This is a genomic window from Pseudarcicella hirudinis (assembly GCF_900115665.1).
In the GTDB taxonomy this organism is placed as follows: Bacteria; Bacteroidota; Bacteroidia; order Cytophagales; family Spirosomataceae; genus Pseudarcicella; species Pseudarcicella hirudinis.
In genome coordinates this window covers 23,376-37,891 of sequence record NZ_FOXH01000008.1, presented here as the reverse complement: position 1 = coordinate 37,891, position 14,516 = coordinate 23,376, and the positions used below count along the sequence as shown (strand labels likewise).

At 39.1% G+C, this 14,516-nt stretch carries 11 protein-coding genes; 2 read left to right on the top strand and 9 right to left on the bottom strand.

What is annotated here, in order from left to right; all coding sequences use genetic code 11:
• Positions 1–177: 177 nt before the first annotated feature.
• From BM179_RS14525 to BM179_RS14500, 6 genes are all read right to left on the bottom strand, one after another.
• Positions 178–393: a hypothetical protein gene (locus tag BM179_RS14525; RefSeq protein ID WP_092017876.1), complete on the bottom strand. Its 216-nt coding sequence runs from the start codon at positions 391–393 to the stop codon at positions 178–180.
• A 222-nt stretch (positions 394–615) separates the two neighbouring features.
• Positions 616–2,196 (bottom strand): GDSL-type esterase/lipase family protein, encoded by a 1,581-nt coding sequence (locus BM179_RS14520; RefSeq protein ID WP_092017875.1) that lies wholly within the window; start codon positions 2,194–2,196, stop codon positions 616–618.
• A 321-nt stretch (positions 2,197–2,517) separates the two neighbouring features.
• Positions 2,518–2,895 (bottom strand): DoxX family protein, encoded by a 378-nt coding sequence (locus BM179_RS14515; RefSeq protein ID WP_092017874.1) that lies wholly within the window; start codon positions 2,893–2,895, stop codon positions 2,518–2,520.
• Positions 2,896–2,907: 12 nt separating this feature from the next.
• On the bottom strand, positions 2,908–3,315 hold the full coding sequence (locus BM179_RS14510) for a VOC family protein (RefSeq protein WP_092017873.1): 408 nt from the start codon (positions 3,313–3,315) through the stop codon (positions 2,908–2,910).
• Positions 3,316–3,545: 230 nt separating this feature from the next.
• Entirely contained in the window at positions 3,546–4,658 is a 1,113-nt protein-coding gene (locus BM179_RS14505) for an adenylate/guanylate cyclase domain-containing protein (RefSeq protein WP_092017872.1), read from the bottom strand.
• 207 nt (positions 4,659–4,865) lie between these two features.
• Positions 4,866–5,381 (bottom strand): DinB family protein, encoded by a 516-nt coding sequence (locus BM179_RS14500; RefSeq protein ID WP_092017871.1) that lies wholly within the window; start codon positions 5,379–5,381, stop codon positions 4,866–4,868.
• A gap of 231 nt (positions 5,382–5,612) precedes the next feature.
• On the opposite strand from BM179_RS14500, the gene BM179_RS14495 reads away from it, so the two are divergent.
• A complete protein-coding gene (locus tag BM179_RS14495; protein WP_092017870.1) occupies positions 5,613–8,096 on the top strand; it encodes a bifunctional YncE family protein/alkaline phosphatase family protein in 2,484 nt (827 codons plus the stop codon).
• A 113-nt stretch (positions 8,097–8,209) separates the two neighbouring features.
• Entirely contained in the window at positions 8,210–9,163 is a 954-nt protein-coding gene (locus BM179_RS14490; protein ID WP_092017869.1) for an NADP-dependent oxidoreductase, read from the top strand.
• 63 nt (positions 9,164–9,226) lie between these two features.
• On the opposite strand, the gene BM179_RS14485 is transcribed toward BM179_RS14490, so the two are convergent.
• From BM179_RS14485 to BM179_RS14475, 3 genes are all read right to left on the bottom strand, one after another.
• Positions 9,227–9,490 (bottom strand): hypothetical protein, encoded by a 264-nt coding sequence (locus BM179_RS14485; RefSeq protein WP_092017868.1) that lies wholly within the window; start codon positions 9,488–9,490, stop codon positions 9,227–9,229.
• 248 nt (positions 9,491–9,738) lie between these two features.
• A complete protein-coding gene (locus BM179_RS14480) occupies positions 9,739–12,150 on the bottom strand; it encodes a glycoside hydrolase family 127 protein (protein WP_218159225.1) in 2,412 nt (803 codons plus the stop codon).
• A gap of 26 nt (positions 12,151–12,176) precedes the next feature.
• Positions 12,177–14,480: a S9 family peptidase gene (locus tag BM179_RS14475; RefSeq protein ID WP_092017866.1), complete on the bottom strand. Its 2,304-nt coding sequence runs from the start codon at positions 14,478–14,480 to the stop codon at positions 12,177–12,179.
• Positions 14,481–14,516 lie beyond the last annotated feature (36 nt).

Genomic DNA, 14,516 nt, shown 5'->3' with positions numbered 1-14,516 from the left:
AAATATTGTGAAAATCGGGGCATTGTGTTGAACACAATGCCCCGATTTTTCTTTTTTCACATGTCCTGTGACTCTTCACCTCAGGGATCACTTACCAGTTTAGATTTATGCTCTGTGTGTCACAGTGCATGGATAGAGACTTGTCTGTGTCACAGACCCTGAGAGAGGAAAGGATAATTATGCTTTCTGCATTTCAATCAGCTCAATAGCTTTTTTCAGTTCATTTTGTAATTCATCATATCCGATAACTCTCCCGATACTGGATAGTTCAAGGAAGTGCATTCTTAAATTCTGGTATAAGGACTCTTTAATCTGGTCTTTAAGGAACTGCACTTCTTTAGTTTGTTCCATATTGTCCAGTTGCTTATACAATTTCAATATTTCTGTATTCATTATCTGTTATTTTTTCAAATATAATATTTAACTACAGGGTTTAAAACTGAAGATTTGTAAAATTACAGGCTCAGTGATTTAATTTGGGGATAAAAAAAACTCGATGCAAATCATAATGATTAAGCGGTATTTTGCCGTGCCTTCACCATGGCCCATTACTCAGGGACCACTTGCCAGTTTAGATTTATGCGCTGTGTATCACAGGGCAAACGGACAGTGCCGTTATTTCAGAGCTTTATTCACTGCATCATCCGCTAACTTTTCCATGATTTTATAACATGGTAATGTTGGATGTACACCATCTTCAGCCATTTCCTTGCTTAATCCATTTCTTTCATCTTTCAGAACGTTGAAATAATCGAGATAAACTAAATGGTATTGTCCGGCTAAATTCTTAATGCCTTCATTCAGAGCAATGACTTTTGCGGGAACGTCTTTAATCTCCTTTCTCCAGGGGAAAGAGGCTGCTGGCAATACCGATGCCAGAACAACTTTGATATTGTTTGCTTTTGCTATTTCTATCATCGACTGATAGTTGGCGAGGGTATAATCCTGCATATAATCTCCGGTATTTTCAGCGATATCATTGATTCCGATATTTATGACCACAACTGACGGTTTCAAAGCAATTACATCCTGACGAAAACGAAGCAGGGTTTGAGGTGAAGTCTGGCCACTGATACCTCTGCCAACATAATTATTCTTTTCGAAATAATCCTGATCGGCTGTAACCCATCCTTCGGTGATGGAGTCTCCGGTAAATACTACCCTAGCTTTACCTGTTTTTGAAGCAGTAAGCTGAGCATTGGCATTTTTATATTTTGACAGATAGGCCCAGTCTCTTTTTTCTCTCTCAGCATTTTTTCTGGAAAACTCCTCGATTTGCTCTTCGCTGAACTGCTTTTCCCATTTATTAGGATAGCGTTTTTTCAGATAACCCTGCAATTTTAACCATTCTCCAAAACGTTCATACCAATAATCTGTCGGGATTTTTTGCTTATTCATACCGAAACCATGTCCGCCTCTTTCGTAAATATGCATTTCAACAGGTTGCCCTGCTGCTTTCCAATCGAGGTATAATTGCGCATTGGCGGGAGCAAAGCCCAGTTGGTCATCAGAGGCTAATGCAATAAAAGTCGGTGTTTTTGCTTTAGGAATATTTTTGATGGATTCAAGTGCAGCCGTATAAGCATATATAGGTGCTATGAAATTAGGTCTGGCCTCTTCCGAAGCCTGATAAGCTGCTCCTAAAGTAAGCGTACCCCCCGCTGAGAATCCCATGATACCGATTTTATTCGGATCCACCTCATACTTTTCAGCATTCTTTCTGATATATTTCAACGCCGTAAGAGCATCCTGAATAGCCAGTGGAATGACAGGTGCGTTTTCCTCATCTAATTTCCTGAAATCTGACATTTTTCCCATCAATTCCTTAACAGGATCATCCGTGAAACTACGGGCAACTCTGTATTTTAAAACAAAAGCAGCAACACCCTTAGCATTCAGGTATTTCGCTACGTCATTTCCTTCGCTATCAATAGAAAGGGTATGAAAAGCACCGCCCGGAGCAATTAATACTGCCGTTCCGGTAGCTTTTTCTTTATCCGGCAGATAGGCTGTAATACTCGGATCGGTAACATTATATATTATTCTTGTTTTGAATAAATTATTGTTATTTTCTGCTTCGGACCATGTCCAGTTTTCAGAACCCGGTGCTTTGCCGGGATACAGTTTTATAACTTCCTGAGCATAGGAAGTTGTATAAAGTAGAAAAGTACAAAAAAAGAAAGATAAAAATTTCATAGCTGGTGATTTGAGATTGTGCTAAATTAAAAACTGACACGAATATATTTTATAAATTCATAGCTTCCATCCATTTGTCATTTAAGTTCTGCGAATTGACCAGGAAGTGATGTTTGGTAATGGCATGAAAAAGCTGATTATTTCTGCAATTTTCCGGTAATCTTCTGGGAAGATAATATTAAGATATTGATTATCTGTAGATTGTGATGATGGGTGAATGGTGAAGATCCGATTGAAACAAAGAAAGGAAAGCCGCTTTATTATCATTGCGACTTCCCTTCTTTATTTTCCCTGAAATCAGGTACATTACTTTAGATACAATTAACCCTTATTAACCCAGATTTTATGGTATGTGATATATGAAGCTATTAACAGGGCAAAGGTAAACACAGGAAATAATGACATTGCAGACACACCATCTACTGCTATATGGGCTATTAATGCTGAAATGAAATCAATTCCAAAGGCTACATAAACCCATTCTTTAAGGCGTGCCGGAAAAAATGGCAGGATTAATATAATTCCTCCGATAAATTTTCCGATACTGAGTTCCCAATGAAACCACATTGGTAAGCCAAGATGAGCTGTTCCCTGTGTAGCCGTTTCACTGGTTACGAAAAAAATGCCAGGGAGGATAAATAAGGCCAGAAGCCCTGTTGTTACCCAATAAATAATTTTAGTTGTTTTGTTGGAAGACATAGATATATTGGTTTATTGTTGAGGAACTTCAGACATATTCATCCAGAAAATCTCCCAGATGTGACCGTCAAGATCATGAAAACTGCGGGCAAACATAAAGCCATGATCTTGTGGCTCACGTGCCTCTTTGGCACCCAGTTCAATGGCTTTTTCAAGGATGCTGTTTACTTCTTCCTTACTGTCAAAAGATAGTGCAATCAGTACTTCAGTCACTTTTCTCGCATCAGCCAGTTCATTTTTGGTAAATTCCTTAAAGAAGACTTCCTGAAGAAGCATAACGTAGCTTTCTTCACTGATAATCATGCAGGCTCCGTTTTCATTACTGAATTGCTCATTAAAATTAAAGCCCAGTGCATGAAAGAAGTTTCGTGTTTCAGGAAGATCCTTCACTGCCAGGTTGATGAATGTTTTTGTTGCCATAGTTTAATCTGTTTATTGTTACATTAGAATTTTTAGAGGAAAATTAAATATACGCAAATTTATAAGCAAAATATGACGGGGATGCTGTGTAATAGCGACAAATTAGGGTGCTGATTGAGTCAAATTAACTGGAAATGAACTTCAGTAATGCTGGTTTTTCAGGTAAATGAAGAAAGAGAAGAGAAATCCGGTAAAACATTCGCATGCTCCTGGCCTGATTCCTGTAATTCTCAGATTTGTTCTACACTTACAATTTCCACAGGGTTGCGTTTGCCTTTTAGCGAAATCATTCCGATGGAAGTTATATGATAATGTTTTGAAATATCCGTATTGTCAATCATTTCCTTAGAAGCTAAAAAAGGTTTCCCGAATTCATTGCAGACACTTTGAATTCTTGCCGTAGTATTTAAAGTATCGCCATGATAAGCAATGTCTCTCTTAATTTCACCGATTTCAACCGCAGTCACTTTCCCTCTGTGAATTCCGGCCTTAAATTCCGGAACCATCCCGTACTCACGCAGATAAATCTCCGCCTTCCGATTGAATTGTGCTTCGCAGGCAAAGAAAAAAGCAATGCAAACAGACTCTTTTAAACCATCATCAGTTGACCAGCTAAGTACAATTTCATCACCGACATATTGGTATATTTCTGCATTAAACTGTGATAACACATAATTAATATCCATAAAACTGTCACGGATGAAAGCACTGTATCTTATATGTCCGAGGACCTCTGCGATACTGGTGGAGGATTTTAAATCCATAAACATAAATATTCGGTCTTCTTCTTTCGGAGACCTGTATCTGCCGAATAACATAGGAAGCAATACACCGGGGCCGAATTTCTTGTTCATCTGGTTGATAAAACTTATGATAAGATTTATGAAAAATGTATAAATCAGATACATGAAGAAAATGTACTTCCAGACCTGATCAGTTAATGATAAACCATTCGGATAAAACATAGGCGAAATGATGTATTTATAAATGGCCAGCTTGATTAACCCGAAAAGCACAAAGAAAACAAGGAGGGAAAAAATGGCTTTCAAAAACAAAACCCGGCCAAGTGATTTCCTTCGGAAAAACTGATTTTCAAGAAAATATTCTATCAGACCAAAAGATAAACCATAGAAAATCCCAAGAACAATGGCCAGCAGAATGTTTGGCCCCAATGTGGCTTTAATATTTAAGGAAAACGCTGTTGAAAAGGAGCGAAAGATTAAATAGCTGATTAAGTTAAATACGATATGGGCAATTATCCAGAAGTTAATCTGAATAGAAAGATGAGTCATCAAAGGAAACCTGAGTGTGAAACGACGGGCACGACTGGTATAATCTGACATACTATAACGTTTAAAATTTGTCTGTAATAAAGATAGATATTTGTAACAATTAGGGTTGAAGAATGGTGCAAGATACAAGATGAATGATAAAAGATTAGACAGATGTCCCTATTTCCATTTTGCCGGAGGGTTCCGAAATGTAAAAGTGGTACAAATCTTTAAGATAACAGATTTGCACCACTTTGCTCAAAAATGAAATTTAATTTGTTAGTTTCTGTCCCAGAAAGCCGGAGGTTCAATGCCTAACCCTCTCAGATAAACAAATCCCTGCGCTCTGTGATGAATTTCATTGTCAATGATGTACTGAATGGTTCCCGTTACATCTCCTTCATATTGTCCAAAAGCGAGAATTACTTCCTGAAATTGCTGAGGCTGAATTTGTGGCCAGTAATTTTTCAGGTCCTCAGTAACTTTGTCCCAGAAGTTTAATAAGTCGTTTTTAGTCTTGATTGACGAAGAACCACTGCGGTGACTGAGTTCCGGAACAGAAGCCCAGTTTCCGGTGACAATCCCGATAATACCATTAGCTGATAAATCCATGATTTCTATCGCCATGCTGCCGAATGAGCGCATACCTCCGATAGAATAACTGAACAAATGCTCTTCCGGAAATGCCTCAATTACTCTCCTGGTAATATTACGATGTCCTTGCCAGTGATTTAATAGCCCTTCAGGTGTGATAACTTGTGCGGTCTGTTCTGCAATCTGATTTGTATTTTCCATGTTCGTTTTAGGTTTTAAATGAATTACGATACAAAGTAAATCAGAGGGAGTGACAGCCTTATGTCAGCAGTGATTTGAAAAACCTGAAATATTTTAATGACGGAATAAAAGACAGGAATCTGCCATATGCAGGCAGGACAGAAAAGCCTTGCCTGATTTCTTAATACTTTCATAAATAACAAAACTGACAAAAGTTATAACTTAGCGGACTTTATAAATACTCCGAGCTATATGAAATTATTAAAATTCATCGTATTGATTGTTTTATGCTGGTCATGCAAAAAGGCTATGACTCCGGCGAATAAGGAAGAAGAAGCATTATTGAAAAGTTTATCTTCCAAAAGGGTTAAACTGCCTAACGGCTGGTCGCTGACACCGGTCGGAAGAAGTTTGCCTTTGAATGACTTACCACTTAACTTAATAGTTTCTCCTTCTCATAAATACCTGGCTGTCAGCAATAATGGTCAGAGTACACAGAGTATAACCCTGATTGATGCGGTTACAGAGAAAGTACTTGACGATGTCTCTATTCCGAAGTCGTATTTAGGTCTCGCTTTTAGCGATGATGAAAAAACGCTGTACGCTTCAGCCGGAAATGACAATAAAATCATTGTGTATTCTATTGAAAACCAGAAGCTTGTTCAGAAGTCTGAAATCGTGTTAGGGAAACCCTGGCCGAATAAAATATCTCCGGTAGGTTTGTGTGTAGATTCTGAAAGACAGCTGTTATATGTGGTGACGAAAGATGACCGTTCGCTTTATATCTGCGATCTGAAAACAAATGCAGTGTCGAAGAAGGTGGATTTAACTAATGAAGCTTATACTTGCATGTTGTCTCCGAACCGGAAAACATTGTATATTTCTATGTGGGGAGGTGCTAAAGTTGCTTTTTTTGATACGGCCTTACAAACTTTATCAGGAGAGGTGCTTACAGACAAAAATCCGAATGATCTGACTTTAACCAAAGACGGCAAATACCTGTTTGTTTCTCATGGAAATGACAATACGGTTTCTGTCATTGAAACAAATACCAGACAAAAGATTGAATCTTTATCGGCAAGTATTTATCCGGACTCGCCAATAGGAACCACACCAAACGGGGTTGCATTAAACGAGGATGAGACAAAATTGTATATTGCCAATGCTGATAACAACTGTCTGGCAGTTTTTGATATTTCTGAAAAAGGCAAAAGCCGTTCTCTGGGTTTTATCCCGACAGGCTGGTATCCTACTGCTGTTAAATTAGTTGGCAAAAAAGTATTTGTCTGTAATGGAAAAGGTTTTAGTTCGATGGCGAATCCTGACGGGCCGAATCCGGTCGGAAGGAAAGCTGCTCAGCAAAAAGGCCCCAATCCTGAAGCAAATAAAGGAAAGCAATACATTGCAGGGCTTTTTAAGGGAACTTTATCGATTTTCGAGGAACCGGATGCTAAAATTTTAGGAGTTTATTCTCAATTGGTATATGAAAATTCTCCTTATTCAAAAGCCAGAGAGCTAACAGCGGAAGGCGAGAAAGGCAATCCGATTCCAACAAAAGTGGGAGAGAGTTCTCCGATAAAATATGTTTTTTACATTATCAAAGAGAACCGGACTTATGATCAGGTGCTGGGAGATATAAAAGGTGGTAACGGAGATCCGTCTTTATGTCTTTTCCCGGAAAAAAATACGCCGAATCTGCATAAAATTGCTAAAGAGTTTGTCTTACTGGATAACTTTTATGCTGATGCTGAAGTAAGTGCTGATGGCCATAACTGGTCAACTGCTGCCTATGCCAACGACTATGTAGAAAAAACATGGGTTTCAAGTTATGGGGGTCGGGGTGGAACTTATGATTACGAAGGAGGAGGACGTGAAATAGCCTATCCTAAAAATGGTTTTATCTGGAATTATTGCCAGAGAGCCAAAATCAGTTATCGCACTTACGGAGAGTTCTCTGATCATAAGAAGGCAAGTTTACCTGTGTTGGAAAAACACTTCTGTAGAGACTTTCCCGGTTTTGATATGAATATTAAAGATGTGGATCGTGTGGCCATCTGGGAGCAGGATTTTGACTCACTGGCGAGAGCCAATGCTATTCCGAAATTTAACACGATCAGATTGGGAAATGATCATACTTCCGGAGCGAGATTGAATGCTCCGACTCCCGAAGCTGCTGTAGCGGATAATGATTTAGCCGTCGGGAAATTTATTGAACATCTTTCTAAAAGTAAGATATGGGCTGAATCAGCTGTATTTATTATTGAAGATGATGCACAGAACGGTCCGGATCATATTGATGCTCACCGCACTACAGCTTATGTAGCAGGAGGTTTTGTGAAAAGAGGTTTTATAGATCATACAATGTACTCAACGTCTTCTATGCTCAGGACTATCGAACTCATACTCGGACTTCCGCCGATGAGTCAGTATGATGCGGCTGCTATACCGATGTATCGTTGTTTTATGAAAAAGGCAAATACTTCGCCTTATACAGCTTTAGCCAGTAATTTTGATTTAAATGCAAAGAACGTTGCTGTTAATGCCAATTCGAAAAAGTCCGCTTTGTTCGACTTTACTCATGAAGACGCTGCCCCGGATATTGCTTTGAATGAAGTGATCTGGCAGGTTGTGAAAGGTCCGAAAAGTATCATGCCTGCTCCTAAGCGAAGTGCTTTTGTGAAATTGAAAGAAAAGAAAAAAGGAGAAGAAGATGACGATGATGACGACGATGATTAATGAGGTAGACTGATAATTGTTTGCCTTAAATTATACAGATTAAACCTGAATTTGTACCGGAAATAATCAGTTGCTTTTGCGGAATTTTGTTAAAACATTAATAAAAACTCCAAATGAAAGCAATCGTCTTAAAAGAGAATGGTGGTATAGAGAACCTACACCTTACGGAAATAGAAAAACCTGAAATTCGACCGGAAGAAGTATTGATACAAGTGAAAGCTATTGCTGTGAACCCTGTCGATGCATTTGTCCGTCAGCATAATTTTGCTCTCCGGGCCTTTTTGCAACCCAAAGAAAATGAGCCTGTAATTCCGGGCTGGGATATTTCCGGAATTGTAGTACAAATCGGGGAAAAGGTTGACGGATTTCAGATAGGGGATGAGGTATTTGGCATGGTTAATTTTGCCGGACATGGAAAAGCTTATGCGGAATATGCAGCAGCTCCTGCCAGTCATTTAGCCCTGAAACCTCAGAACATTACGCATGAGGAGGCCGCTGCTTCCTGTCTTGCGGCACTCACAGCCTGGCAATCTCTTAAAACGCATGCAAAAGTCAAAAAAGGTAATAAAGTTTTGATTCATGCTGCAGCTGGTGGGGTCGGGCATTATGCTGTACAAATGGCCAAACATTTAGGAGCTTATGTACTCGGAACAGCTTCTTCTTCAAACCTTGATTTTGTCATTAGTCTGGGAGCGGATGAGTTTATTGATTATACTGTAGAAAAATTTGAAGACAAAGTAAAAGATGCTGACATTGTACTCGAGGCATTGTACGGAGATCATATCCTGCGTTCCCTGGAAGCAGTAAAAAACGGAGGAACAATTATAAGTCTCCTCAATATGCTTAATGAGGAAAGTGTTTTGGAGAAAATTCATAAAAAGTATGTTTTTGCCTATAAAATGATTGTAAACTCCAATGGCAATGACATGAAAGAGATAGCCGGGTTGTTGGCAGACGGGATAATCAAACCTTATATCTCGCATTTTTATACTTTTGAAGATATTCCGAAAGCACATACTCAGATTGAAACCGGTAAGACAAAAGGTAAAATTGTAATAACTATTTAGAATCTCATGATTTGATGTACCGGGAGACCATAATGATCTCCCGGTACAATTTTAATAAAGTCTTTATCGATTCTGAGACATACCCTCTTCAAAATCAGAGATTACTTTCCCTTCTTTCCCGAAATTAATGCCAATGTTAAAAGCAACCTGGAAAAGTGTTGGTAAATATTCAAACTCAAAGCTGATTTTTACAAATTTTGACAATTCCCCATTTTCCAGATTTACAGGTATTGACTGGATTTCGCCATCGATATTATAGTAGTGGGAAATTTTTTTCAATTCGTCGAAGACGCGTTTTTCACAAATTAAATCATCTATTCTATACATAATTTTTGAGAAGTTTTAGTAGTGGCGTTTTCTAAAAATAATCAAAAACTTTACTTTTCAAAAGAAAATTTATGATAAAATAGGTATTAATGTGAAATTTTAATGTTTGCCGGTCTTCCGGAAATTTCACTGATTAAAGATGCTGTTTTTAGTTTCCTGGTAAAAATTTCCGAATGAAAATGGTTTTTAAGATTTGCAGGAAATCTCCCCTTCCTGAAATACCCGATTGAAGCAATATTGTTATTTCATTAATTTACAGTCCATTCATGAATTCCCGAAGCATTGTCAACAGGCAGCTGAACTTCCAGTTTTAAGGCTGAAGTGGTAACAGGTTCAAATTCGATCGTGTTAAATTGATCCTTAACAATACCGGATTGTTTTATCACTTTTACAGGAATCCATTCTCCGTCTTTCTGGTAAAATATTTTCCAGTTTGCAGGAATGCGACAACCTCCCCAAGGGCTGTCATCCAGCCAGTAAACACTCGATTTTGAAACGAGATGAGGTGCATCAAAATCATACTGGACGTACTCTATCGTATTTTTCTTCGGCCACCAATGCAGAAAATTCCCGCTTTTGTCGTTAGAGTTTTCAACCTCATACTGATCGTTAAGTGCTTTCAGCATTAACCCGTTTTTCAGGGAAGAGGAAATTTTGCTGTTTGTGGCAATTGTCGGAGCGGGTTTGGGTTTGGTAGCCGATGCCTCATAAGGAATCCAGACTTCCATTTCAGCAGAACCTCTGTTTGCCCAGGAGAAATAAGGAATGGCGGTAACTTCCTGCTCCGACTGAATCAGTGCATCTGTATTTAATTGTCTTTTGGCCGAAGAACCTTTCATTTGCAATGTAATGATGCCATTTAATAAATCCGGTTTATAGACAGCCTTGACAGGAGCATTTTTATCCACCAGGATATTCATGACTGAGCCATCTTTGTTATCATGTCCCTCAAGACAATAGACAATTGGTCCGCGTTGGAGCGCAAAGCGATTCCGGTCTGCTTTAACGCTGTCTTTTGCCATGATTTTTTTAATATCCATTGGCAGATTCAGACTGACTTTATCTCCTTTACTCCATGTCCTCTGAATTACGGCATATCCTTTAATTACTTCAAAATGGATAGGTTTCCCGTTTAATATGATACTGACAGGGTTTGATTTACTTTCATCTTTGTATAAATTTCCGGCAACGGGCCGGTTTACAGCCCAACCCGGAATACGAATTCTTAAAGCGAACGCAGATTTTTTATCAGGATTGATAGTCAGTTCATTGGTACCTTCCCAGGGATAATTGGTCTGCTGGTCTATCGATACAGAAACTTTAGGCAATTTTATTACGGAATGTCCTCCGATGAAAAGATTTACATACAGATTATCCTGATTCTGAGCATAAACATAACCCGGAACGGAAGGAAGAAAACGAGTCATATTTGAAACACAACAAGCGCAATCCCACCAGGCTCTCCGTTGATGCTGACCCAGAGAAGCCAGCGGATTGGGATAAAAGAACTTATCCCCGCTTAATGAAATTCCGGATAATAATCCATTGTAAAGTGTTCTTTCCAGAATATCGATGTATCTGGCATCTCCATGCAGTAAAAACATGCGATTGTTCCAATACACATTGGCAATAGCTGCACAGGTTTCGGCATAAGCACTCATATTCGGCAGATCATAATTCTCTCCGAAGGCTTCCCCATTACCGGTGGCACCGATACCTCCGGTGATATAAAGTTTCTTTTCAACTACATCATGCCAGATATCATCAATAGCTGAAAGATATTGCTGATCTCCCGTTAAAGCGGCAACATCGGCCATGCCGGTGTACATATAAGTTGCCCGGACAGCATGCCCGACGGCAGTGTGCTGTTCTACTACTTTTTTATGAGATTGACTGTATTCCTGATTAAGATGGCCTGGCAAGCCTCTTAAATCCAGAAAAAATTTAGCCAGATTCAGGTATTCTTTTTTGCCTGTGGCGCGATATAATTTTGTCAGTCCGGTTTCTACGATCTGATGACCCGGAAAATGCTCTTCTTTTCCCCAACCAAAGGTTTTAACTAATAAATCGGCATTTTTTATGGCAATGTTTAACAGATTCCTTTTTCCGGTAGCCTGATAATGAGCGACTGCTGCTTCAAATAAATGCCCGGAATTGTATAATTCATGACTTAAATCTTCTTCTTTTTCCCAGCGTTTTGTACCAATCCATTCATGTGGTTTTGCGGCCTTCATGGTTCGGAAAGTATATAAATAGCCATCAGGTTCCTGAGCTGCAGCAATGGAAGAAATCAGGGTGTCAAGGTATTTCTCAAGAGAAGGGTCTTTCCTGGTTTGGAGGCTGTATGACGCTCCTTCTATAACTTTGTAGAGATCTGTATCGTCGAAGGTAAAAGACGTCATTTTATCTGCCGGCAATTTTCCGGAGGCACGGTAGAAATTATCAATTCTTCCGGTGATTTTACATTGATTTAGTGTATAAGGAATGGTTACCTCAGCATTTACTTTCATTTTAGGCGTCCAGAAATTGTCTTTTAAATGAACCTGTGTAAATGCTACCGGCTGAATAGGATAGTCATTGTGTTGACCGTAAATCACCTGGGAACTAACCAATAACAGCCAGATATTTTTCCGGAATAATTTGTGCATTAATATTGCCATTGTTTGAATGCGTTAAGATCTGAGAATTATTTATCTGTCAGAAGTTCATTGGTATTTCGCTGAGGAGGATCAATACCCAGCAGATATTTAACAAAGAAATCTCTTTTTCTGATTCTTCCGTAAGGTCCTCCGTCACTGTGTCCCATGTTAGGGATTGGCAGAAAATCAAACGTTTTACCCGCTTTAATCAGGGAATTAATTACACGATAAGTAGATTCGGGCGGGACATTTGTATCTGTTTCCCCAACGATAAGAAGGAGATTTCCCTGAAGTTTTCCGGCATTTACCACGTTCGATTGTTCTTCATAATGCTTCCCGACCGGATAGCCCATCCATTGTTCATTCCACCATTGTTTATCTACACGATTGTCATGACAACCACAGGCTGCCACTCCGGCTTTGTAAAATTCTGGATGAAACAGTAAACCTCCTAGTGCATTTTGCCCGCCGGCAGAAGTACCGAATAATCCGACCCTTGTGATATCAACGTAAGGATATTTTTGTGCCAGCGCCCTGATCCATTTTATTCTGTCAGGAAAACCGGCATCTGCCAGATTTTTCCAGCAGACATCATGAAAAGCTTTTGAACGATTAGCCGTTCCCATACCATCAATTTGTACGACAATAAACCCTAATTCTGCCATACTTTGCATTTCACTGTACCTTCCCATAAAACTTTTGGGAACAAATGAATCCTGAGGCCCGGCATAAATCTGCTCAATAACCGGGTATTTCAAGGTAGAATCAAATTTACTTGGCCGACAGATAATCCCCCAGATGTCTGTTTGTCCGTCTCTGCCTTTTGTATGGAAGGGTTCCGGAAGACGAATTCCGGTGGCTAGATAATCACTGGCATCGGCTTGTTCCAGCGTCATTAGTTTTTTGCCGTCCGAAGTTCTTTTCAGTTCAAATTTTGTGGGTACATGTACTTCTGAATAAGCATCAATGTAAAAACGCTTATCCGGAGAATATGAGAGATTATGATTTCCTTTCTGAGGAGTTAATTCAAGCAGATTTTTACCATCCAGACCAATACGGTAATAATGAATGTAATAAGGATCTTCTTCAGGATTCATGCCACTGGCAGAAAACCAGATTTCCCTCTTTTTTACATCAATGCTGTCTATCGTTCTTACTACCCAGTTTCCTTTGGTAATTTGCTGTTCAGTATCTTTTAAGGTACTTTTCAGATACAAATGCCTCCATCCGTCTTTTTCCGAAGTTCTGACTATTTCATTGGTTTCCGGCAAATAATGGGTAAAAAGCCGGTTTTCATACATGAAAGTATTAGTTTTTTCGTCTAATATAGTCTTTGTTTGTCCTGTGAATGAATCAACCTCGAAAATCCTGAAACGCTGATGGCCCCGGTCAACCTTTTCAAATAAATAATATCTTTCGTCATTTTTACGCCAGTTAAGTTTAGGCGCCTCAAAGAAATCCAAAACAGGACAATCAATTTTAATAGCTTTTTGAGTGTCTAAACGATAAGCAAACATCTCAAAAGTGGTAAAAGGGTCTCCCGGCTGTTTGTAAGGCTGTGAATTGAGTTGACCTCTGGTAGTATTGGGTACATCCGTTCTGATGTAATAAACCAGAGAATCTTTTACCGGACTGATCCGGTAAGCTACTATGTATTTGCTGTCGGGAGACCAGGCTATTGCTCCGTAAGGTTTAGATGTAGAACCATCATTTGTAAATTGAATATTTTGTCCGCCGGAAGTCGGTTGAATGAGGATATTGTTGTTTTTTATAAAAGCCACCCATTTTTTATCTGGTGAAATACTGTCAGTAGCAAAAGAGTTCCAGCGTTCCCAGCTGTGTAAAAAAGAAGGATAAACGGTTTCATCTTTTGGCAGACTTTCGATTTTAGTACAAGTGTAATCATTCAGATTGCATTGAAAATAGCTTTTTTCCGCTTTAAAGGAGAGGAACTGATTGTTTTTATCAAAACAAAGGCTGTCTAACAGCAAACGTCTGGCATCTAAAGATTTGCCAAGCTGTGCGCTTAATCCTGATGCCAGTTTCTCTGCGTCAAAAGCATTGCGTTTCTGCCCTTTTTGCACATCTACGAGCCAGTATTCCCTGACGTTATCCTTAACTGTATTGCAATACCAGAAAGCATTCCCACCCTTTTGCCAACAGGTTTTCAGTGTGTTTTTATATACTTTATTTTTGGTAAGACTATCCATTAACTGAGCCCGGCGATAATTTGCCAGCATTTCCTGTTTTGAGGGCTGGTATGGGGCAAAAGAGGCCATTTGTGCTTTGGATTCTGTTGAAAGCCAAAGCAGTATAATTGTTAATTCAAAAAAGCGTTGATATCTCTTCATACGATAGATTGTTTAGAAAAAAATCAGAGGTTACTG